Raw genomic sequence first — 22,508 nt, 5'->3', positions numbered from 1 at the left:
GGCCAGGCTCGCCACGCACGGGGATCAGGGAGTGGGCGGTTCGGGCACGCGGATGCCCTGGCGATTGATATGGAACCAGTGGCCGCCTTCCACCGGCGTGTGGCCCTCGCCGTCAGGCGTGCCGGGGCGGCACCCCTCGCAGACCTGGGCAATGCCATCGGCGAAGGGCCAGGCAAAGTCGAACGTGGCCGGGAAGGCCTGTTCAAGCGCGGGGGTGAAGTAGCCGACGCGTGGGCCGATGCGGCCCCGCAGCAGCCCCTCTTCGACGTAGTCCGGCCCGCTGTCCCAGGTCAGGACGGCCTGGGTGCGGCCGGCACGGGTGACGTAATGAAAGCTGTCGGCGGCGTACACCGCCGCCAGTCCGTCGGCATCGTAAGGCAGGTCGGGCAGGACGTCCGCGGCGATCCGGGGCGCGCCGTCGACCACCTCGCAGCCGGGCAACGGCCACAGCCCGTGTTCCTCGGTGAGGACCCGGCAGGCCGGGCCCTGGGCCAGCGCGTGGCCGGTGCTGGCCAGTCCGGCCATCAACAGCAGGAACCGCACGTGGCGGCCCCTGCTACGGGCGGCGGAGAGCCGGGCCGGCATCAGTGGGCGTCGGCCTTGCGCTCGAACGCCTTCGGCGTGGGCAGGTCCACCGGCACGCCCTTGGCGTCGCAGGTACCGGCCTCGCACAGGCGCTGGCGCAGGCGCGGGGTGGCCTGCACGATCATGTGGTAGATCGTGTTCTGTTCCATGGTGCCGCGGATGGCTTTGCTGCCCGGGCCACGTGCCCAGATGCCGACGTCTTCGCCGCCATGGGTTTCACTCTTGGTCGGTACCAGCGCTTCCTGCATGTAATCGGGGTGCTCGGTGTCCACGTGGCTCAGGTCCGGTCGGCCGGGGGCCGGGTCGAAGCTGCTCGGGTTGTGCGGGTACACCTTCGGGCCGGCCGGCTGCTGGTTGGTGGCGCCGGTATAGCCGGGGCCGTTGGCATAGCTGAGCGTGGTGTAGGGCAGGCCGAGGCCGTCGCGGGCCACGTCCAGGCCGCCCACGCCGTCTTCGCCGCCCTTGTCCTTGACCTTGCCCAGGATCGGGTTGCCGCGGGCCGGGTAGCCGACGAAGTTCAGGGTGTGCGAGTGGTCGGCGGTGACGATGATCAGGGTGTCCTGGTCGGAGGTCGCCTCGACGGCCGCGCGCACGGCATCGGACAGTGCCACGGTGTCGCTGAGGGCGCGGTACGCGTTGCCGCTGTGGTTGGCATGGTCGATGCGGGCGCCCTCGACCATCAGCACGTAGCCTTCCTCGTGCCGGGACAGGGTGTTGATGGCGGCCTTGGTCAGCTCGGCCAGGCTGGGTTCGCCGGACGGGTCGTCCTTGCGCTCGATCTCGTAACGCATGTGGTCCGGCTCGAACAGGCCCAGCAGCGCCGGGGCATTGCGCGCGGCCTGCAGCTGCTTGGCGTTCCACACATAGGCGCCCTGCGGGTGGGCCTGCTGCCATTCGGTGACCAGGCTGCGCCCGTCCAGGCGCTGGCCGACCTTGTCGTCATACTCGGGATCGCGCTCTTCCACCGTGGTGAATTCACCGCGGCCGCCGCCCAGGGCGACCAGCGGGCCCCGGCCATAGCGCGCGGTGGACAGCAGCTGCTGGGCGATGTCAGTGCAGCCGGCGGCCTTGGCGGCCTCGGGCACGTCGGTGTCGTTTTCCCAGTTGCGCTCGGGCGAGTGCGCGTAGGTGGCCGCCGGGGTGGCGTGGGTCAGGCGCGCGGTGGACACGATGCCGGTGGCCATGTGCGCGCTGTCGGCCAGCTGCAGCCAGGTCAGCAGGCCCTTGTTCAAGCTGTCGGCGCAGTCGTTGCGGGTGCCGGCGCTGACGCCGATGGCGCCCATGTGGGTCTTCACGCCGGTGGTGATGGCGGTCATGGTGCCGGCCGAGTCGGGGGTCTGCGAGTCGGTGTTGTAGGTCTTGCTGAACGCCGTGGCCGGGAAGCGCTCCCAGGACAGCAGGTTCTCCTCGCCCGGGTTGCCGTTGCGCTGGCCCTCGAAGATGCGCGCGGCCGCCACGGTGGTCAGGCTCATGCCGTCACCGAGGAACAGGATGACGTTTTTGGCCTTGCCGTCCATGGCGCCGCTGCCGGCGGCGCGGGCGGCGCCGCTGCGGTACCACCATTGCGGGGTTTCACCCGCCGGATGGGCGATGGCGGGGACATCGACGGCGATCGCGCCGGGGGTACGGGCCGCGGGGGAGGTGCTGGCGCACGCGCCCAGCAACAGGGTGGCGGCGACGGCGGTCACCAGACAGGTGGTACGGGACATGGACGCGCGTATCTCACATGTGAAACGGGCGTTCATTATGCAGAACCCTGCAAGGCACGCCGATGACACGCTGATTTTCCGTGCGCGCCTCGTTCCCGCGGCCCGGTTGGGCTAATGTGGCGAGCTGTCGAATTCTCTCTGGAAGGCTCATGAAGCTGGTGTCTGCGTGGTTGCGGATCCCGTTCTGGCAACGCGTGCTGGGTGGCTTCGTGCTCGGCGCGCTGGCCGGCTGGCTGCTGGGGCCGGCGGCGGAACTCTGGTTCGGCCCGTTGGGCGAGCTGTACGTGACGCTGATCAAGATGATCGCGGTGCCGCTGGTGTTCTTCGCGGTGATCAACGCGATCTCCTCGCTGCACGGCCAGAAATCGGTGGCCGCGCTGGGCGGGCGCACGTTCCTGTGGTTCATCATCACTGCCGCGCTGGCGGTATGCGTGGGGCTGGCGGTCGGCACGATCATGCAGCCGGGCACCGGCAACCTGAGCCTGAGCATGGACCACGGCTACACACCGCGCGAAGTGCCGAGCGTGGTCAAGGTGCTGATGGACGTGGTGCCCTCCAACGTGTTCTACGCGCTGACCGGGATCGGCACGCGGGTCAATGCGGCCGGCGAGACGGTCCTGGCGGCCGGGCGCGGGTCGATCCTGCCGGTGATCTTCTTCGCGGGCCTGCTGGGCTTTGCGATGGTGAAGCTGGGCGACAAGGTGGCCGAGGCGCGCAAGCTGACCGGGCAGATGAGCGACATCATGATCCAGGTGACGCGCTTCGTGCTGGAGATGACCCCGCTCGGGACGTTCGGCCTGATCGCCGGGCTGGTGGGCAGCTACGGTTTCGAGAAGCTGCTGCCGTTGGGCAATTTCGTGCTGGCGCTGTACGTGGCCTGCGCGCTGCACATCGTGGTGGTGTACGGCAGTCTGCTGCTCGCGCATGGCCTGAACCCGCTGAAGTTCTTCCGTGGTGCGGCCCCGGGCATGCAGGTGGCGTTCGTGAGTTCGTCCAGCTTTGCCGCGATGCCGGCGGCGATGCGCTCGATCACCCACAACCTGGGCGTGAACAAGGACTATGCCTCGTTCGCGGTGCCGCTGGGGGCGAGCATCAAGATGGACGGCTGCGGGGCGATCTACCCGGCGCTGTGCGCGGTGTTCATCGCGCAGTACACCGGCGTGCCGCTGACCCCGGAACAGTACATCGTGGTGTTGATCGCCTCGGTGCTGGGCAGTTTCGGCACCGCGGGCGTGCCGGGCACGGCGGTGGTGATGGCCACGGTGGTGCTGAGCGCGGCCAACCTGCCGCTGGAGACCATCGGCTACCTGTACGCGATCGACCGCATCCTGGACATGATGCGCACCATGACCAACGTGACCGGGCAGATGCTGGTGCCGGTGCTGGTGGCCAAGGAAACCGGGCTGCTGGACAAGGCGGTCTACGACAACCCGTCCACCAACCTGGGCGTGGACGAACTGGAGGAGCGGTCGTCCTGACCCGCCCGCCAGGGTCGTGTCGAAAAAGCCCGCGGATGCGGGCTTTTTCGTGCGCGGCCGGCACCCGTCACCGAGCTGAGCAGGCACTGTAACGGCTGTATCAGCCGGTGTAACAGCGCTGATACACCGCGCTGCATGCCAGCAACGACGGGCCTGTCGGCGTCGCCACGGCTTGTTCAGCGGTGGGTGTTGCCAACGAATCTGTAACATCGTGCCCGCCGCGCGACCCGCCGTGGTGCCGCCAGCCCCCGTGTTTGCTGGGTTCTGCCACTTGGCACGAATGCTGCGTTACCCCTCCGCATGTTTCGAAGGAGGGCGCCATGGACAGCGTAGTCGCACACCGCATTCGCTACACCGGCCTCTGGCTGATGGCCGTCGTACTGACGGCACCGGTCGCCGCGCACGCCTCGGGTGCGCGCCAGGGCGTCAAGGCGCAACCGGGTGAAATCGTGCTGCTGCGCGATGTCTCGACCCGTCCCGCCTATCGGCCCGCGCCGCCCGGCATGGCGCTCATCGCCGATCCCTCGCCCAAGCGTGAGGTGGGCCAGGCGCTGGGCACCTCGACCGGCATGGATGAGTTGAGCGAGGACGACTATGCCGCGCTCGGCTCCAACACCGGCAGTGGCGTCGGCCACGCACAGACCACCATCGAGCGGGTGACCGGCAACACGGTCAACTCGACCCTGGGCAAGGTCACCGACAGCGGCATGTTGTCCGGCGGCCAGTTCAGCAATGCCATCGGCGGCCCGATGGGCGCGGTGACCGGTGCCACGCGCGGCATCGGCGACCAGGTACGCGGTGCGCTGGCGCAGTTCCCGCTCGGCCAACCCGCGGGCGGGCCTGGCAAATGAACCGCTGGCCACGCCTGGCAGTGCTGGCCCTGGTGCTGTCATCGCCGCTGCATGCGCAGCAGGCCGATGACTACGCGGCCATGCTGTCCTACCTCAATACCAGCCGCATCGACGGCCGTGCGCTGTCCGGCGCCGACGGTGCGATCACCGTCAACATGACCGCCGGCGACCTCAACCAGCAGGCCAACCTGCTCGGGATCGCCAATGGCCAGACCGCCCACATCACCGTCGATGCACGCCAGCGGCAGGCCGGCAACCAGGTGCTGTCCGACGGCGCGATGCATGCCAGCGCGAGCATCGGCGGGCAGGCACTGAACGGCGCCAGCGGCGTCGCCATGATCAACCAGGCCAGCGGCACCGGCAACGCGACGCGCAACGTCGTCACTGCCACGCTGGCGCAACAGGGCATACGCGAGTCGAACGACGAGGCCTTGGCCGCGTCGGGGGCGCTCGCGTCAGCAGGGGGGCAGGGGGCCGTCAACCGCGGTCGGCCGGCCGGAACCCGCAGCGTGGCGGTGGAAGGCACCGCGCTGCAGGGCTTCGACGGCGTCCTGCAACTCAATCAGATCGCGGGATCCGGCAACGCCACCGCAAACCAACTGAGCATCTCGGTGCAGTCCACCCCGTGAGTAGTCACATCCACCCGATTGTCTGTGATGAGAGAGAGGGCACCATGAACACCACCATGCACCGTACCGTATTGGCCATTGCGATCGCAGCCGCGTCCGCATCGGTCGCCGCGCAGGACAACCAGAACCAGAGCGCGTTCATCAACCACCTGCACAACGTGGTTGAAACCCGCACCAACCTCAACACCAACGTCGATACCGATGTCGATACGAACATCGACACCAACATCGAGACCAATACGCGCAACGACAACGATTCGCGTACCTGGAACCGCACCTGGAACAACACCCGCAACAACAACACCACCAGCAACACCACTACCACCAACAACAGCACCACCAACAGCAGCGTGACCCGTACCCGTGACGTGACCGTCAACGAGAACGTCAACAAGACCAGCAACATCCAGGCCGACGAGCGCCAGGAAAAGAACAACCACGGCGTCGATGTGAACCTTGAAAAGGACATGCGCCTGAGTTCGGACGTGAACTTCTCGGGCGACCCGGAAATCACCGGCTCGATCGACCTCGACTCGGCCGCCATCGCGATCATCGACAACCGCCAGTCGATCACCGACAACGCCGCCGCCAACAGCCTGGTGACCAACAGCGCCTCGATCGCCGATGACGTCGGTTCCGATGCCTCGGGCAACCTCGGCTTCAACGTCGCCGCCGGCGACAACAATGCCCAGGACAACGCCGCGTCGCTGTCCGCGGCCGATGCCTCCTTCAGCTTCGGCATGGCCGACGCCGAGGTGTTCGTCAACCAGTACGGCGCCGGCAACACCACCCTCAACTCCGGCGTGACCAATGCCGCGGGCCTGGGCGGCAATGCCTTCAGCAACGCGTCCGGCAACATCGGGGCCAACGTCGCCTCGGGCAACAACAACGAGCAGAAGAACGCGCTCGCCGCGTCGGTGGCCACCAGCGCCTATGCCACCTCGAGCATCAGCTCCAACCAGGTCTCCACCGGCAACGCGGTCAGCAACGCAGGCTACCTGCGTTCGATGACCGACACCGTCGATGTGAGCCTGCGTGGTCGCGTCGCCGGCGGCACGCTGGCCTTCGGTGCCGGCACCTACAGTGGCAGCGGCAACGCCTACCAGAAAGACAATTACTACCTGGATAGCTGGAGTGGTGAACTCGACCATCCGAGTGGCAACGCAACCGGCCACATCGACATGGACAACGAGATCCAGAACGCAACCCCCAACCCGAACCGGGAAGGCGTGGGCGGTATCGCCTTCGATACCGATGAAAGTGGCACCAGCCGGTTCGTCGAACTGGGCGTGGCCGACCTGTATGCCAGCCTGAGCGGCACCGTGTCCACCACCCGTTGGGTGAACGTGGATGCGACCAATACCGCGGCGTTGTCCGGCAGTGCGTTCTCCGGCGCCTCCGGCAACATCGGGGTGAACGTGGCCGCCGGCACCGGCAACCTGCAGGCCAACAGCCTGGCCCTGGCGGTTGCCCAGCCCTCCACCGGGGGCGGTGGTGGCACCGGCGAGTAACACGTTGTCCGTTTTCGCAAGCAGTACGCGTTGAGCGCAACAAACCCGGCCATCCGCCAATGGCCGGGCCCCCGGGGGCCCCTGTCCCATTCTCCCCCTTTGGGGCAGGGGCTCCCTCCTTTTCCGGAGCCAAGCCGATGTGGAAGCACGCACTGTGCGGGTCCTTGATGTTGCTGATGCTGCCGTCCGGCGCCGCGCGCGCCGGCGATATCGGCTTCAGCGGCGTACTGCCCAACGGCGCGGTGCTCACCCAGCGCGTGGAGAGCATGCAGGAACGGCGCTTCCGCAACGTGGTGCGGCAACACACCGACTACAGCTGTGGCGCGGCGGCGCTGGCCACCATCCTGCGTTACGCATACCACCTGGAGGCGGACGAAGGCACGGTGATCGAAGGCATGATGGGGGTCTCGGACCCGCAACTGGTCCACCAGCGCGGTTTCTCGCTGCTGGACATCAAGCGTTACGTGGAATCGATGGGCATGCGTGGACGCGGCTACCGCGTCAACGAAGAGCGCCTGCGCTCGCTGCGCGTGCCCGGGCTGGTGTTGATGGATGTGCGGGGCTTCCGCCACTTCGTGGTCCTCAAGCAGGTCCGTGACGACGTGGTCGATGTGGCCGACCCGATCCTGGGCAACCGCAGCATTCCGGTCAGCGAATTTCTCCAGGCGTGGCCGTCGCGGGCCGTCTTTGTCGTGATCGGCAGTGATTTCGATCGCAACACGGTGCTGCTGCAGCCCGGTGAACGGCCCAGTGCACGTTCGCTGTACGCCCGGCAGGGGCCGATCACCGACGCGGAGTTGGTGGACTTCGGCTTTACCCATGCCGACTTGTTCTAGGAGGCACCATGAATATCGCGAAATGGACGCACGGCGTACTGCTGCTCACCCTGCTGGGCGCCGCACCGCTGCATGCGCAGGAAGGACGGCCCGGCAAGGGCCTGAGCGAGATCCCGGATCCGGAACTGAACCTGATGCGCGGCCGCTATACGGTCAACGGCAGCAGCGTGGCCTGGTTCGGGGTGACCATGATCACCCAGTGGAACAGCGGTGGGCAGGCCGCGCGCAGCGCGCTCACGCTGGGCATGGATTTCAGCCAGGGCAGCACGCCCAAGGTCAGCTTCACCCCGTCGGTGACGGTCACCGCCGCCGACGCTCCCTTGCCGGTGACCCCCGGCCGCAGCATCGACGCCAGTGGCCTGCAGAACGTGGCCGGGCTTACCCAGAGCATCCAGGTGGCCGGCGACGGCAACGTGGCCAGCAACACCACCCACCTCACCGTGCGTGACGGCCAGGCGCCGGCACCGGCCAGCGAGGGCCAGCACCTGGCCAGCGTGCAGCAGGGCGGGGTGAGCGCGGTGGCGCAACTGGACGGCAACAACGCCCGGGTCCAGCTGCAGATCGAGGGCGTGGGCGCGGTACAGCAGTGGATCCGCAACGGCAGCGTCGGGCAGAGCATCGCCATCGGCAGTGATGGCCAGGCGGCAAGCAATCGCATGCAGATCGATCTTGTCCGCCAGTCCTTGGCCAACAACGTCCCGCTCAGCCAGAACGTGGCCCAGGCGATGACGCTGGTACGGGGTGTGGGCATGGGACCCGGCCAGTAACGGCACGGCGGGGTGGGGGCGTGACAACACAAGGCAGGCCAAGGCAATGCAGACCACGATTCGAGCAACCCCGCTGGCGCTGGCGGCGCTGGCACTGATGGCGGCGGCCGGCGCGCAGGCGCAGGCCGCACCGGCCGACGAAGCCGACGTCAAGGCGCTGATCATGCAACTGGAAACACTCAAGGCCAACTACGCCCAGGAGGTGCGCCGCCTGCGCGAACTGGACATGCAGGTGCAGGCCATGCAGGCGCGCCTGAGCGGCAAGACCGCGCCGGTGGCCAGTGCGGCTGGTGCACCGCCGCCGCTGCCCGCCGGCACGCCGGCCGCGGCGCCCAGCGCCGATGGCTATGCCAGCAGCGCCGCCGAGGCGCAGGAAGCCAAGCAGGCCTCGCGGCGCAGCGTGGACGACGTCAAACAGCAGCAGGCCGCATTGTTCAGCCGCCGCTTCACCATCGAAAACAGCCTCACCTACGCGCGCTATGACCGCAAGCAGGTCACCCTCAACGGCTTCCTGGCGCTGGATGCGATCTTCCTGGGCAACATCGCCATCGAGAACGTCGAGTCGGACACGCTCACCTACAACCTCGCCGCGCGCTGGGGCGTGAGCCCACGGCTGACGCTGAACCTGGACGTGCCCTACCTGGCACGCAAGACCGTGTTCCAGAAGGGCGGCGCCGGCGGCTCGGCCGCGGCCATCGCGCAGGAGGAGACCACCGGCAACGGCATCGGCGATGTCGGCCTGAGCGGCAACTACCGTCTGTTCGCCGAGCACGGCCGCTGGCCGGAGACGGTGCTTACCGTCGGCGCCACCGCGCCGACCGGGCGCGCGCCCTACGGCGTGGACTGGAAGGTGCTCGAGCGCGACGACGATGATTTCATCCGCTTCGCGGTGCCCGAGCAGCAGCCCACCGGCAACGGGGTGTGGCAGGCCAACGTCGGCCTGTCGGCGGTGAAGACCGCCGACCCGGCGATCCTGTTCGCCAACCTTGGCTACATCCATTCCTTCGCGCGCAGCTTCGATGACCTGGATGCCAATCCGGACACGGTCAACCCGGGCGAGGTGAAGCTGGGCGGTTCGTACTACTTCGGCGCCGGCGTGGCCTTCGCGTTCAACGAGCGCACCAGCCTGAGCATTTCCTTCAGCGACAAGTTGAGCCGCCGTGCCTCCACGCGCTACCGCAACGGGCAGTGGCTCAAGGTGATCGGCAGCGACGCCAATGCCGGCACGCTCAACCTCGGCATTACCTACGCGCTCAACCGCAATACGACGCTGGTGAGCATGCTCGGCATCGGCCTGACCCCGGATGCGCCGGACTTCACGTTGGCCTTCAAGGTGCCGTACATGCTGTGAGCGGAGGCGCTCCATGCATGTGCGGATGCGCATCCCACTCGAACCCTGCGCCTTCGGCGCGCGACCTCCCGTTCCGGGAAGTCCACGCATACCGTCCTGAACCCCGCGCCGTCGACGCGCGCCCTTCAACAAGAGGCGGGCTGCTGGTCTGATGCAGTTGGGCAGTGACGCCGAGGGAGAGGGAGCGCCGCCCCGGTGCGCGGGCCGTGTTGTTGGTCTGGCTCAGCGTAGTTCCGGGAGGGCCAGCTGGTGCTTGCGGCAGAGGCGATAGACGGTGACGCGTGAGACCTGCATGTGGCGGGCGCAGGCGGCGATGTTGAAGTCGTTCTGGCGCAGGGCGCGCAGCAGGGTTTCGCGTTCGGCGACCTGGCGTGCGTCATGCAGCATCTTCTGCGGCATCGCCCTCTGCGCCGGGACCAGTTCGAGGTCGGCCGCGCCGATCAGCTCGCCGTCGGCGACGATCGCCGCGCGCTGCACGCGGTTGAGCAGTTCGCGCACGTTGCCCGGCCAGTTGAAGCGCTCCATGGCGAGGGTGGCGTCGCTGCTGAAACCGCGCGCGCGGGTCACGTGGCGGTCGCGGAAGCTGGCCAGGAAGTGGTGGGCCAGCAGCATGATGTCGCTGCCACGGTCGCGCAGGGCGGGCATCGGCAGGCGCAGTACGTTGAGCCGGTAGAACAGGTCGCGGCGGAACTGGCCGCGTTCCACCGCCTGTTCCAGGTCGACATGGGTGGCCGCCAGCACGCGCACGTCCACCGCCAGCGGTCGGTTGCTGCCGACCCGCTCGACGGTGCCTTCCTGCAGCACGCGCAGCAGGTTGGTCTGCACATCCAGCGGCAGGTCGCCGATTTCATCGAGGAATACGGTGCCGCCGTTGGCCGTTTCGAACAGGCCCAGGCGGCGGCTGGCCGCGCCGGTGAAGGCGCCGCGCTCGTGGCCAAACAGTTCCGACTGCACCAGCGCGGCCGGGATCGCCCCGCAGTTGACCGCCAGGAAGGGCCGGGCGTGGCGTGGCGACAGGGCATGCAGCGCCTGCGCGGCCAGCTCCTTGCCGGTGCCGGTCTCGCCGGTGATCAATACCGGCAGTTCGACGGGGGCGAATTTGCGGATCGCGCCGCGTGCCACCTGCAGCACGGCGCTGTCACCGATCAGGTGTTGTGGGCCATGGGCAACCGGCGTCTGCGGATCGCCGGCCAGTTGCTGCAGGCGCTGCACGATGCAGCCCAGCGCCACCGGTGCGGTCCAGGTCTCCACGCAGGCCGCCAGCAGCGGCTGCAAGGCCGCCGGGATGGTGCCGCCGCCGGCAGGCAGGATGGCCAGCAGCTTCATGTGGCGGTGCTCGACGAGCAGCGCCTGCAGCCGCGCCAGGTTGGCCGGCACGATGCTGCGCAGGTCCAGCAGCCCGACCACCTGGTCGCTGCCGCGCATGCCGATGGCCACGCAGTCGTCCGTGGCCACGCTGCGTACCTGCCAGCCTGCAGCCGCCAGGGCCACGCGCTCGCTTGCCTGGGGCTGCCCAAACCAGATCACACACCGGGCCGGAAAAACGGGGACTGCCGCCATGCGTCACCTTGTCGACGAAGAGCATGGGCGGAGTCCGATGCGGGTCCGGAAGCCTTGGACGTGCCGCCCCACGTCCGGGTCCGTGGCCTGCCCGGTGGGACCGGCAGGCACTTGGTTCTGCTGTCACTGCTGAAACGATATGAGGGACAACGCGGGTTGGGGGCGGCAGCGGCCATGGCGAGGCGGCCAGGTGGGGCGGCGGCCCATGAAAAAAGCCGCTGCAGGGCAGCGGCTTTCCGGTCGTTACGGTGCCAGCGGTCGGTCAGAGATCGACGCGGCGGGCCTGCATGAACTTGGCGCTCCAGTAGCCGGTGACCAGACTGTCCACGCGGACGTCCTTGCCGGTGCTCGGGGCGTGCAGGAAGCGGCCTTCGCCAACGTAGATGCCGACGTGGTCGACCCGGCCCTTGCGGCCGAAGAACACCAGGTCGCCGGCAGCCAGGGCATTGCGGTCGTTGATCAGCTCGGCTTCGCCATCGTGCGCCATTTCACGCGAGACGCGCGGCAGCTCGATGCCCAGGGCGGTGCGGAAGACGTAGCCGACCAGGCCGCTGCAGTCGAAACCGCTGTCCGGCGAGGTGCCGCCCCAGCGGTACGGGGTGCCCAGCAGGGTCATCGCACGGCGCAGCAGCGACTGCACCTTGCCGTTGTCGGCAGCGCCGCCGACCACCGCGCCGGTGGCACCGGTGCTGGCATCGTAATTGGCGAGCAGGCGGCTCAGGTCACCGGCGAACATCGCCGAGCGGTCCATGAGGGGGATGGTGTCGTTGGCGGCCAGGTGCGGAAGCAGGGCGGCGAGGGTGGCGCTGGCAGCGGCGTCGGCCTTGCTGCGGGCGGGGCCATCAGCCTTGGGCTTGGCCACCGCGGAGGATTCGGGGGTGCTGGCGCCAGCCGGGGCGGCGTCTACAGCGGTGGCCGGTGCGGTCTGTGCCCAGGCCGGCAGGCTGGCCAGGCAGAGCGCAAGGGCGAGGAAAACGGGTCGCGTGCTGCGCTTGGGGGCGGCGGTCTGGCCTGGGTAGTTCCGGTCGGCTGTCGTCACGCGGCGGTCACTGAATAAAAACGATGGGTGATGATGCCGTGTAAGAACAGTGATTAGGTACAAATTTCGTTAATTTTTCGTTTACAACTGTGTGATTTCGATCACAAATTTGGCCCTTGCCCCTGTTCATCTTAGTGTAGAACGCGTTTCGCGCCCGTGTAGTGGTCCTTCCAGTAGGCCCCGCCGAGCGAGTCGAGCCGGACCGTGCCGCCGGTGCTCGGGGCGTGCACGAAGCGCCCTTCGCCCACGTAGATGCCCACGTGGGACACGCTGCCGCGGCTGCCGAAGAACACCAGGTCGCCCGGCGCCAGGCGCGTCGGCTCGATCTTCGGGCCCTGTACCGCGGCCAGGTCGCGCGAGGTGCGCGGCAGCTTGAGGTCCAGCATTTCCCGGTAGACGTAGGCGACCAGACCGCTGCAGTCAAAGCCCGACTCGGGCGTGTTGCCGCCGTAGCGGTACGGGGTACCGACCAGGCCGATGGCGCGCATCAGCACCGCGTTGGCGGCCTGCGGGTCGTTTGGCGCCACCGTCGGCCAGACCTGGGTCGAGGCGGGTGGGGCGGTCGGGCGGGTGGCCTTGCCGCCGCCGCAGGCGCTCAACACGAGTACAGCGGCCAGCGCGGCCAGGCGGGCGATGAGGCGGAATGCGGGCGAAACTGGCGTCAGCTGCATGATGTCCGGATAATGCGCCACCTCAGGAGGCCGTCATGATGGCGGCGTATCCGGCGGGCGACAACCCGCCCCACCCGTCTGCCATCGGCAGCGACCAGCCAGAGTTGCGCATGAAGATCGAAAAAGACAGCGTCGTCCGTTTCCATTACACCGTCTCCGAGCAGGGCCAGGAGCCGATCGAGAGCTCCAAGGACCGTGATCCGCTGGCGATCCTGATCGGCCACGGCAACATCATCCCGGGCCTGGAAAACGCCATGATGGACAAGGAAGCCGGCGCCAGCTTCGAAGTGGACGTCAAGGCCGCCGATGCCTACGGCGAACGCCGCGAAGGCCTGACCCAGCGCGTGCCGAAGAAGCACTTCGGCACCAGCAAGCTGATCCCGGGCCAGCAGGTCGTACTGCAGACCAACTTCGGGCCGCGCGCGGTCACGGTGGAAAAGGTCGGCATGAGCGTGGTCGACGTCGACCTGAACCATCCGATGGCCGGCAAGGACCTGCACTTCGCCGTGGAAATCGTGGATGTGCGTGCTGCCGCCGCCGAAGAGCTGGAGCACGGCCACGTGCACGGCGATGGCGGCCACCAGCACTGAATCCTGCGCCGCGCAGCGGGCTTGCCTAGCCGCTGACACGCAGCACGCAACGGCCCGCTTCGGCGGGCCGTTTGCATGTGCGCGCCCGCGGGATCGGCCACCGCCCCGGCCCGACGGCATAATGGCCGGCCTGGTCCACGGATAGCCTGTGAACACCGTTTCCCTTTCCCTGCAGCCGGTCGCCACCGGCGATCGCATTGCGGTGCTGGACATCCTGCGCGGGTTCGCCCTGCTCGGCATCCTGCTGATGAACATGGAAGCCTTCAGCGGGCCGCTGGACCTGTCCTTCACCGGCATCGACCCGCACTGGCAGGGCCTGGACTACGCGGCGGACGCGGTCATCTACGTGCTGGTGCAGGGCAAGTTCTTCACCCTGTTCTCGCTGCTGTTCGGTGCCGGCTTTGCGATCATGGCCCAGCGTGCCGACGCGGCACGGCGCGCGTTCGCGCCGTTCTACCTGCGCCGCAGCGCGGCCCTGCTGCTGATCGGACTGTGCCACGCGCTGCTGGTGTGGTCCGGCGACATCCTGGTGGTCTACGCCTTGATCTCGCTGCCGCTGCTGGCCTGCCGCGAAGCGCCCACGCGCTGGTTGCCGGTGATGGGCGTGCTGACGTACCTGTGCGCGGCAGCGCTGATGCTGCTGCTGGGGGCGCTGACGGGCCTGGAGGCGCAGCTCCAGCCCGACGGCGCGCAGGTGCAGGCCGCGATCGACAGCGCGCAGCAGACCATCGATCTGCAGCGCCAGGCCTATGCACATGGCACCTATGGCCAGGCGGTGCTGCAGCGCCTGCGCGACCTCGTCACCCAGGTTGGCGCGATCATCGTGGTGGGGCCGGAAGTGCTGGGCATGTTCCTGATCGGCAGTTGGTTCGCGCGTAGCGGCGCGCTGGCCACGCCGGAGCGGTTCACGCGCCTGTACGGCCGGCTGCGCTGGGGCGCGTTGCCGCTGGGCCTGGCGGTGATGCTGGGCAGTGCGATCTGGCAGCCCTACCTGGCGCCGGGCACGTTCACCCCGGCCAGCGGTGCCGCGTTCGCGCTGGCCTCGGTGGCCTCGCTGCTGATGTGCCTGGGCTACCTGGGCTGGATCATGCGCCTGCGCGCCGGGCTGCACTGGCTGGCGCCGATGGGGCGGATGGCGTTGACCCAGTACATCCTCCAATCGCTGGTCTGCACCTGGGTGTTCTACGGCTACGGGCTCGGCGCGTTCGAGCAGATGTCGCGGGCGTGGCAGGTGCCGTTCGCGCTGGCGCTGTTCGCCGTGCAGGTGCTGCTGAGCCACCTGTGGTTGCGCCTGTTCCGCTTCGGCCCGCTGGAGTGGGTGTGGCGGGCGATGACCTACCTGCAGTGGCCGCCGCTGCGCAGGGCCGAGCGCGCCTGAGCAGTGCGCGGCGCGCGCTGCGGCCGTTGAACCGGGACCGACCGTGGCGTTGCCATCACGTCTGGCTCGCGAGCGGACATGGCATGCTCGGTCCCTGCATGGGCGCGTGATCGTGCCCCTTAACGAGTCGAGCGATTCCAATGAGCAAGCATTACGACTATGACCTGATCGTGCTGGGCGGTGGCTCCGGCGGATTGGCCGCGGCATTCCGCGCCGCCCAGCATGGTCAGCGCGTGGCGATGCTGGAGCCGGGTGAACTGGGCGGTACCTGCGTCAACGTGGGCTGCGTGCCGAAGAAGGCGATGTGGCTGGCGGCTGACCTGGCCGGCAGGATCGGCATGGCCGCGGCGATGGGCTTCGACGTCCCGGTGCGGCCGGCGCTGGACTGGAAGGAACTGGTGGTGCATCGCCAGGCCTACATCGCCAACATCCATGCCAGCTACCTGAAGCGGCTGGACGAGAACAAGGTGGTGCGCGTGCCGCGACGAGGGCGCCTGGTCGACGCGCACACGGTGGAGTGCAGCGACGGCGTGCGCATCAGCGCCACGCACATCCTGATCGCCACCGGTGCGCACCCGCAGCGGCCGGACATCCCCGGCGCGGAGCTGGGCGCGGTGTCCGATGATTTCTTCAACCTGTGCAGTGCGCCGGCGCGCGTTGCGATCGTCGGCGGCGGCTATATCGCCGTGGAGCTGGCCGGACTGCTGCAGGCGCTGGGCAGCAAGGTCACGCTGCTGGTGCGCGGGTCGCGGCTGCTGGAGCGCTTCGATGCGGAACTGACCGCGCAGCTGGCCGACAACCTGCGCCACCAGGGCGTGCAGGTGCACTTCGATTACCGGCTGCGCGAGCTGCGCCGCGATGGCGATGGCGATGGCGTGGTGGCCTACGGCCATGACGGCCCGCACGAAGCGGCCTTCGACCAGCTGTTCTTCGCCACCGGCCGGCGCGGCAACAGCGCCGGCCTGGGCCTGGAAGCGCTGGGAATCGGGGTTGGCGACAAGGGCGAAGTGGAGGTGGATGACGGGCAGACCACGGCGGTGCCCAGCGTGCATGCGGTGGGCGACATTGCCGGCAAGGTCGGGCTGACCCCGGTCGCCATCGCCGCGGCACGCAAACTGATGGATCGCCTGTTCGGCGGCAACCCCCAGGCGAAGATGGACTACGAGAACGTGGCCAGCGTGGTGTTCTCGCATCCGGCGCTGGGCGCGGTGGGGTTGAGCGAGGAAGAAGCACGCGAGAAACACGGCGACGTGCGCGTGTACCGCAGCAACTTCCGCCCCATGCTGCAGGCCCTCTCCGATGGCACCCAGCGCAGCCTGTTCAAGCTGGTCTGCGTGGGCGAGGAAGAGCGGGTGGTCGGCGTGCATCTGCTCGGCGAATCGGCCGATGAGATCCTGCAGGGTTTCGCGCTGGCGGTGAAAATGGGCGTGACCAAGGCCCAGTTCGACGACACCGTGGCGATCCATCCAACCTCGGCGGAAGAAGTGGTCCTGATGCGCTGAAGGCGCGGAGTGCCGCGCCGCGCGTGGCACCCCGGCGGGGCAATCGCCCCGCCCAAGCATGCGACAATCCCGTTCCCCCCGTTGATCCGGCCGCCGCGCGCGGCCGTCTGCCGTGCCGATGCCGCCTGCTGCTTCCCCGCTCCCCACCTCCTCGCACCGCATCGCGGCCGGCGGCATCGCGCTGGCCGCGGTCGGCGCCATCGCGGCGTCCGGCAAGGCGGTCATCGTCAAGCTGGCCTACCGGCATGGCGTGGATGCGACCACCTTGCTGGCGCTGCGCATGCTGATGGCGTTCCCGTTGTTCGCGCTGCTGGCGGCGTGGTCGGCACGGCGCGCCACGGCGCTGACGTGGGGCGATCGCGGTCGCGTGCTGTGGTTGGGTTTCACCGGCTACTACCTGTCCAGCCTGCTCGATTTCCAGGGCCTGCAGTACATCAGCGTGACCCTGGAACGGCTGATCCTGTACCTCAACCCGACCCTGGTGCTGCTGATCAGCCTGGTACTGCTGAAGAAACGGCCGGGGCGCTGGCAGCTGGTCGCGCTGGGGCTGAGCTACCTGGGCGTGCTGCTGGCCTTCGGCCACGACCTGCAGATGGAAGGCGGGCGCATCGTACTGGGCAGTGCGCTGGTGCTGGCCAGTGCGCTGAGCTATGCGCTGTACCTGTTCGGCAGTGGCCAGGTGGTGGCACGGATCGGCGCGATCCGCCTGACCGCCTACGCCAGTTGCGTGGCCTGCGTGCTGTGCGTGCTGCATTTCGCGCTGCTGCACCCGCTGGCCGCGCTGGGGCAGGCGCCGGTGCCGGTGTACTGGCTGTCGCTGGTCAATGCCACGCTGTGCACGGTGCTGCCGGTGCTGGCGATCATGCTGGCGGTGAAGCGGATCGGCTCGTCGCTGGCCGCGCAGGTGGGTATGCTCGGACCGGTATCCACCATCGTGATGAGTCTATGGCTGCTCGACGAACCCATGGGCCCCTGGCAGATCCTGGGGACGGCACTGGTGCTGGTCGGCGTGCTGCTGGTCAGCCGCGTACGCGCGTGACCCCGCCCGCCGGCGCCGGCGAAGACGCCGCCGCGCAGGCGCGCCAACGCATCCTGGCGGTGATCCGCGCCATCCCGCGCGGGCAGGTGATGGGCTACGGACAGGTGGCGGCCAAGGCCGGCCTGCCGGGCCGGGCGCGACTGACCGCGCGCGTGCTGGGCATGAACAAGGACCCGGACCTGCCCTGGCACCGGGTGCTGCGCTCGGACGGGCGGATCGCCATGCCCGAGGGGTCGCGGGGCTGGCGCGAGCAGAGCCAGCGCCTGCGTGCCGAAGGCGTGGCGATCGAACGCGGGCGGGTGAAGGACATGCCGCGCAGCGCCGGCGACGCGCTGGATGCGGCGCTGTGGGGGCCGGACTGAGGGTGCTGCGGCTATGATGGGCATGGTTCCAAAGGATGCACCCATGTTTCCGCGATTGCCCACCGTCACCAAAGCACTGCTGATCGCCAATGCGGTGCTGTTCCTGCTGCAGCAGCCGTTCCTGCTCGGCTACGGCACCTTCGAGCCGTTCATGCTGCAGCCGCTGCGCGGTGGCTTCGATCCGTTCTCGCCCGGCGGCAATTTCCAGGTATGGCAGCTGCTGACCTATGGCTTCCTGCATGGTGGCGTCATGCACCTGTTGTTCAACATGCTGGCGCTGTACATGTTCGGCGCGCCGCTGGAACAGACCTGGGGCGAGAAGCGTTTCCTGACCTACTACCTGGTGTGCATCGTCGGTGCCGGCCTCTGCCAGCTCGGCGTGGGCGCGATGCTGGCCGACCCGGCGCCGGTGCTGGGCGCGTCCGGTGGCGTGTTCGGGCTGCTGCTGGCCTACGCCATGCTGTTCCCCAACCAGCGGATCATGCTGCTGTTCCCGCCGATTCCGATGAAGGCGCGCACCTTCGTGATCATGATCGGCCTGACCGAACTGGTGATGGGCGCCACCTCGTGGCAGCCGGGCATCGCCCACTTCGCGCACCTCGGCGGCATGCTGTTTGGCTGGCTGCTGATCCGCTACTGGCGCGGGCAACCGCCGTTCAACAAGCGTCCGCCGGGTGGCCCGCGGCGCAAGAACCACCTCAGGAGCGTGCGCTAGCACCCGCCGCCGGCCGCCCGCGACCCCGGAACAAGGATGTGTCCGCAATGAAAATTCTGATCCTCGGCGGCTACGGCGTGTTCGGTGGCCGCCTGGCGGGCCTGCTTGCGGACGTGCCCGGCATCGAACTGCTGATCTGCGGGCGGCGCCTGGACGCGGCCTCGGCCTTCTGCGCCGGTTACGTGGGCATGCCGGCGGTGCGCGCGCTGCAGGTGGACCGGGACCGCGTCGAGCCGGTACTCGCGGCAGAACGGCCGGACCTGCTGGTGGATGCCTCCGGCCCGTTCCAGGAGTACGGCGAGCGTCCCTATCGCGTGATCGAGGCCTGCATCGCCGCACGCATCCCGTACCTGGATTTCGCCGACGGCGCCGATTTCGTGTTCGGCGTGGCCCGCTTCGATGCGCAGGCCAAGGCGGCCGGGGTGTACGTGCTGTCCGGGGTGAGCAGCTTCCCGGTGCTGACGGCCGCCGTGGTGCGGCGGATGGCGCGCGACATGGACATCGTGACCGTCGAGGGCGGTATCGCCCCGTCGCCGCATGCGGGCATCGGGCTCAATGTGATGCGCGCGGTGGTCGGCTACGCCGGCGCACCGGTCAAGCTGCGCCGCAATGGCGCGCCCGGGCATGGCCTGGGGCTGGCCGAGAGCCGGCGGTTCACCGTGGCCGTGCCGGGCAGGGTGCCGCTGCGCAACCTGCATTTCTCGCTGGTGGACGTGCCGGACCTGCAGGTACTGCCGCTGGAGTACCCGGGCATGACCGATATCTGGATCGGTGCGGCGCCGATACCCGAGGCGCTGCACCGCCTCCTCAACCTGCTGGTCAAGGCGCGCGCGCGGTTCGGGCTGCCTTCGCTGGCGCCCCTGTCGCGGCTGTTCTACACCGTGCTCAACCTGATGAAGTTCGGCGAGCATCGGGGCGGCATGTACGTGCGCGCCACCGGCACCCACGCCGGCCGCGAGATGGTGCAGAGCTGGCATCTGCTGGCCGAGGGCGACGGCGGCCCCTACATTCCCTCGATGGCGGTCGAGGCGGTGGTGCGCAAGCTGCTGGTGGGCGAGCGCCCGCACGATGGCGCGCGTCCGGCCACGCACGCGCTGGAACTGGCCGACTACGAGCGCCTGTTCGACGGCCGTTCGATCTTCACCGGCTTCCGTCGCGACGATCCCGATGCCAGCCTGTACCCGGACCTGCTGGGCACGGCCTTCGCCACGCTGCCCGGGCAGGTGCAGGCGCTGCACGCCGCTGCGCACGCGCGGCAATGGCGCGGCGTGGCCGAGGTCCGGCGTGGCACGGGGCTGCTGTCGCGGCTCGTCGGCGGCGTGTTCGGGTTTCCCCCCGCCGGTGCGGACGTGGCGGTCAGCGTGGCCTTCGCGCCGGAGCGCGGTGGCGAGCGCTGGACCCGCGACTTCGCCGGCAAACGGTTTTCCTCGTGGCAGCGGCGCGGGGAGGGCCGAAACGCACGGTTGCTGGTGGAGCGCTTCGGCCTCGTCGATGTCGCGCTGGCGCTGGTGGTGGAGGAGGACCGCCTGCACCTGGTGGCGCGGCGCTGGTCATGCCTGGGCATTCCGTTGCCGACCGCGCTGCTCCCCTCTGGACGCACCTTCGAGACCGAACGCGACGGTCGCTTCGTGTTCGACGTGGAAATCGCCGCGCCGCTGGTCGGCCTGATCGCCGCGTATCGCGGGACGCTGCAGGCCGATCCCGCATAGCCCCGCGCCCGGCGTGCTGACGGGCCGACCCTCCACAACGGAAAAGGGCGCCCGAGGGCGCCCTTCCGATTCACTCAGTCCCGCAGGTTCAGCGCCAGACCTTGATCTGCTCGGCGTCCACGCGCTGCATCGGCTGGCCCGGCTTGCAGCTGAAGGTGGCACCGAAGGCGGGCAGGTTGGACAGCGCGCCGTTGGTGCGCCAGCGGCCCGGGGCCAGCACGTCGGCGGTCAGCCGCTGCGCAGCCTCGTTCGGCGACAGCTGCTGGGCCCACAGGCTGGCCCACGCACGGAAGAAGCCCTGCTGGGTGGCCGGCTTGGCGCTGGGGTCCACCGCCTTGTAGGCCTCCCACGCCAATTCCAGCCCGGCCACGTCGGCCAGGTTTTCTTCGCGGGTCAGTTCGCCGTTGACCTTGGCGCCCTTGATGCCGGGGAAGTCGTAGCTGCCGTACTGGCTGGCCACGCGGGTGCCGAGCAGGGTCCAGGCGGTCTTGTCGGCCGGGGTCCACCAGCTGCGCAGTTCGCCCTTGGCATCCACCAGCGCGCCCTTGGCATCGATGGCGCGGGTGAGCTCATGCGCCACCAGGGCACCGAAGCTGCCGTACTTGTCGGCGGTATCGGCCTTGGCGTTGAACACCGGGCCCTGCAGCACCGCGGCGGTGACGATCAGGCGGTTCTGCGCGATGTCGTAGGCCAGCGCCGGCTGCTGCGGCAGCACGTCCCAGCGACGGTCGGCGTTGCCCTTGCCGATCCGCTTCATTTCCTCGCGGTGGCGCCAGGTGGAGGCGATCAGCATGTTGCCGCCGAAGCTGCCACGGCCCATCGGCTGCACGCTGTAGTCCAGGTCGCGCAGCGGGGTGCCGATCTCGATCTTCAGCGCGGCCAGCTTGGCCTGGGCTTCGGTCTTGGCCTCGGCGCTCAGCCAGGTGCTGCGCTTGACCGCATCGATCTGCACTTCGCGGATCTTGTCCACGATCACCGCGGCCTGGCGGCGGTCGTCGGCCGACAGGAACTTGCTGGCGTACTCGCGGCCGAGCATCGGGCCGGCGGCGACATTGATCGCATCCAGGGTCTGCTCCCAGCGCGCCGGCGCGATGGTCTCGCCACGGATCACGCGGCCACGGAACTCGAACTCGGCATCGCGGTAGGCCTTGGACAGGTACGGTGCCATGGCATCGCCCACGCGCCAGCGCAGGTAGGCCTTCCACTGGTCCGGCTTGATCCGGGTGACCATGCCGTCGAGCTGCTTGAACAGCGCCGGGTCGGCCAGCGAGACCAGGTCGTCGTTGACGCCCTGGACCTTCAGGAACGCATCCAGCTGCAGGTTGCGGTAGCGGCTGTTGAGGTCCTTGGTGGAGATCGGGGCGTAGTTGTTGAACGGGTTGTTGATCCCGGCCAGCGACTGCGCGTTGCGCGCCAGCTCGGTCTCCAGCGCGATCACCGCCTGCGACTCTTCATCCAGCTTGGCCGCCGGGGTGCCGGTGAGGGCCAGGATCTGCTTGACGTAATTGCGGTAGCGGCCCATCAGCGCGACAGTGTCGGCATCGGTGCGGGTGTAGAACGCCGGGTCCGGCAGGCCCATGCCGCCCTGCATGAAGTAACCGATGTGGCGGTCGAGCGCCTTCAGGTCCACATCCGGGGCGAAGTTGAACGCGACCGGGATGCCGACCTGGTGCAGCGCGGCGATCGACGCCGGGACATCCTTGGCCTTCTTGATGGCATTGATGCGGGTCAGCAGCGGGGCGATCGGGTTGGAGCCATCGGCTTCCACCGCCGCTTCGTCCAGGCCGCTGGCCCAGAAGTCGCCGAGCAGTTTCTGCACGTTGCCCTGCGGCGCCTTCATCGACGCATCCAGCAGTTCACGCTGTTGCTGGCGGGTCCGCTCGGCCAGTTGGCCCAGCGCCGTGGTGGCGCCGGTCTGCGGTACCGGGTTGGCCTTGAGCCAGGTGGCGTTGGTGGCCTCGTAGAAGTCGCTGCACTGCGCGCTGACGGCCGGCGCGCGTGCGGCCTTCTTCTTCGGCGCGGCATGCGCATCGTGTGCGATGACCAGGGAGGCCAGGCTCAGGCCCAGGGCGATGGCGAGCGGACGGAGGTTGGACATGTAAAGCGAATCCAGCGGGATTGGGATCGCGCGAGTGTACCAAGCAAAGCGAAACGAGCGTGATGGCGTCGGCCCCAAACAACAAAGGCCCGGGATATCCCGGGCCTTTGCCTGCATCACATCACGCG

Annotated in this window: 20 protein-coding genes; 14 read left to right on the top strand and 6 right to left on the bottom strand. The window is 68.7% G+C overall.

Translation table 11 applies throughout. The features are described 5' to 3' along the window. Positions 1 to 24: 24 nt before the first annotated feature. Positions 25 to 585, bottom strand: coding sequence for a WG repeat-containing protein (locus M2421_RS08600; RefSeq protein WP_259205800.1), 561 nt, complete (start codon positions 583 to 585; stop codon positions 25 to 27). After that, positions 585 to 2,294: an alkaline phosphatase gene (locus tag M2421_RS08595; protein WP_259205798.1), complete on the bottom strand. Its 1,710-nt coding sequence runs from the start codon at positions 2,292 to 2,294 to the stop codon at positions 585 to 587. The genes M2421_RS08600 and M2421_RS08595 overlap by 1 nt, the downstream gene beginning before the upstream one ends. A gap of 149 nt (positions 2,295 to 2,443) precedes the next feature. Between M2421_RS08595 and M2421_RS08590 the strand changes: the two genes are divergently transcribed. The 7 genes from M2421_RS08590 (at position 2,444) to M2421_RS08560 (ending at position 9,717) form a co-directional block, all read left to right on the top strand. Next, complete coding sequence (locus M2421_RS08590) at positions 2,444 to 3,772, top strand: dicarboxylate/amino acid:cation symporter (RefSeq protein WP_259205796.1); 1,329 nt, start codon at positions 2,444 to 2,446, stop codon at positions 3,770 to 3,772. Positions 3,773 to 4,140: 368 nt separating this feature from the next. Continuing rightward, complete coding sequence (locus M2421_RS08585) at positions 4,141 to 4,623, top strand: hypothetical protein (protein ID WP_310439725.1); 483 nt, start codon at positions 4,141 to 4,143, stop codon at positions 4,621 to 4,623. Further along, positions 4,620 to 5,252, top strand: a complete 633-nt coding sequence (locus M2421_RS08580; RefSeq protein ID WP_259205794.1) for a hypothetical protein — start codon at positions 4,620 to 4,622, stop codon at positions 5,250 to 5,252. The genes M2421_RS08585 and M2421_RS08580 overlap by 4 nt, the downstream gene beginning before the upstream one ends. 44 nt (positions 5,253 to 5,296) lie before the next feature. Continuing rightward, the gene (locus tag M2421_RS08575) at positions 5,297 to 6,763 is read left to right on the top strand and encodes an adhesin (RefSeq protein ID WP_259205792.1); all 1,467 of its coding nucleotides are present in this window, start codon (positions 5,297 to 5,299) and stop codon (positions 6,761 to 6,763) included. A gap of 137 nt (positions 6,764 to 6,900) precedes the next feature. Continuing rightward, the gene (locus M2421_RS08570) at positions 6,901 to 7,599 is read left to right on the top strand and encodes a C39 family peptidase (protein ID WP_259205791.1); all 699 of its coding nucleotides are present in this window, start codon (positions 6,901 to 6,903) and stop codon (positions 7,597 to 7,599) included. An 8-nt stretch (positions 7,600 to 7,607) separates the two neighbouring features. Beyond that, complete coding sequence (locus M2421_RS08565) at positions 7,608 to 8,366, top strand: hypothetical protein (protein WP_259205790.1); 759 nt, start codon at positions 7,608 to 7,610, stop codon at positions 8,364 to 8,366. A 46-nt stretch (positions 8,367 to 8,412) separates the two neighbouring features. Beyond that, positions 8,413 to 9,717, top strand: coding sequence for a hypothetical protein (locus M2421_RS08560; RefSeq protein ID WP_259205789.1), 1,305 nt, complete (start codon positions 8,413 to 8,415; stop codon positions 9,715 to 9,717). 222 nt (positions 9,718 to 9,939) lie between these two features. Here M2421_RS08560 and M2421_RS08555 read toward each other — a convergent pair whose 3' ends face one another. The 3 genes from M2421_RS08555 to M2421_RS08545 form a co-directional block, all read right to left on the bottom strand. Continuing rightward, positions 9,940 to 11,277 (bottom strand): sigma-54 dependent transcriptional regulator, encoded by a 1,338-nt coding sequence (locus M2421_RS08555; RefSeq protein ID WP_259205788.1) that lies wholly within the window; start codon positions 11,275 to 11,277, stop codon positions 9,940 to 9,942. Between the two features lie 262 nt (positions 11,278 to 11,539). After that, positions 11,540 to 12,229 carry a C40 family peptidase gene (locus tag M2421_RS08550; protein WP_259206513.1) on the bottom strand — a complete coding sequence of 230 codons (690 nt, stop codon included), beginning with the start codon at positions 12,227 to 12,229 and terminating at the stop codon, positions 11,540 to 11,542. A 218-nt stretch (positions 12,230 to 12,447) separates the two neighbouring features. Next, positions 12,448 to 12,987 carry a C40 family peptidase gene (locus tag M2421_RS08545; RefSeq protein ID WP_259206512.1) on the bottom strand — a complete coding sequence of 180 codons (540 nt, stop codon included), beginning with the start codon at positions 12,985 to 12,987 and terminating at the stop codon, positions 12,448 to 12,450. Between the two features lie 110 nt (positions 12,988 to 13,097). On the opposite strand from M2421_RS08545, the gene M2421_RS08540 reads away from it, so the two are divergent. From M2421_RS08540 to M2421_RS08510, 7 genes are all read left to right on the top strand, one after another. Continuing rightward, complete coding sequence (locus tag M2421_RS08540; protein WP_259205787.1) at positions 13,098 to 13,577, top strand: peptidylprolyl isomerase; 480 nt, start codon at positions 13,098 to 13,100, stop codon at positions 13,575 to 13,577. Positions 13,578 to 13,725: 148 nt separating this feature from the next. Continuing rightward, the gene (locus M2421_RS08535; RefSeq protein WP_259205786.1) at positions 13,726 to 14,955 is read left to right on the top strand and encodes a DUF418 domain-containing protein; all 1,230 of its coding nucleotides are present in this window, start codon (positions 13,726 to 13,728) and stop codon (positions 14,953 to 14,955) included. A gap of 140 nt (positions 14,956 to 15,095) precedes the next feature. After that, on the top strand, positions 15,096 to 16,457 hold the full coding sequence (gene gorA, locus M2421_RS08530; protein ID WP_259205784.1) for a glutathione-disulfide reductase: 1,362 nt from the start codon (positions 15,096 to 15,098) through the stop codon (positions 16,455 to 16,457). Between the two features lie 118 nt (positions 16,458 to 16,575). Then, positions 16,576 to 17,496 carry a DMT family transporter gene (locus tag M2421_RS08525; protein WP_259205782.1) on the top strand — a complete coding sequence of 307 codons (921 nt, stop codon included), beginning with the start codon at positions 16,576 to 16,578 and terminating at the stop codon, positions 17,494 to 17,496. After that, complete coding sequence (locus M2421_RS08520; RefSeq protein ID WP_259205781.1) at positions 17,493 to 17,858, top strand: MGMT family protein; 366 nt, start codon at positions 17,493 to 17,495, stop codon at positions 17,856 to 17,858. The genes M2421_RS08525 and M2421_RS08520 overlap by 4 nt, the downstream gene beginning before the upstream one ends. A 43-nt stretch (positions 17,859 to 17,901) precedes the next feature. Beyond that, on the top strand, positions 17,902 to 18,573 hold the full coding sequence (locus M2421_RS08515) for a rhomboid family intramembrane serine protease (RefSeq protein WP_259205779.1): 672 nt from the start codon (positions 17,902 to 17,904) through the stop codon (positions 18,571 to 18,573). 47 nt (positions 18,574 to 18,620) lie between these two features. Next, the gene (locus M2421_RS08510) at positions 18,621 to 20,282 is read left to right on the top strand and encodes an SDR family oxidoreductase (protein WP_259205778.1); all 1,662 of its coding nucleotides are present in this window, start codon (positions 18,621 to 18,623) and stop codon (positions 20,280 to 20,282) included. A gap of 88 nt (positions 20,283 to 20,370) precedes the next feature. On the opposite strand, the gene M2421_RS08505 is transcribed toward M2421_RS08510, so the two are convergent. After that, the gene (locus M2421_RS08505) at positions 20,371 to 22,380 is read right to left on the bottom strand and encodes a M13 family metallopeptidase (RefSeq protein ID WP_259205776.1); all 2,010 of its coding nucleotides are present in this window, start codon (positions 22,378 to 22,380) and stop codon (positions 20,371 to 20,373) included. Positions 22,381 to 22,508 lie beyond the last annotated feature (128 nt).

The organism is Stenotrophomonas sp. BIGb0135 (genome assembly GCF_024810105.1).
Lineage (GTDB): Bacteria > Pseudomonadota > Gammaproteobacteria > Xanthomonadales > Xanthomonadaceae > Stenotrophomonas > Stenotrophomonas maltophilia_AB.
This window is presented reverse-complemented; position numbering and strand designations above follow the sequence as displayed.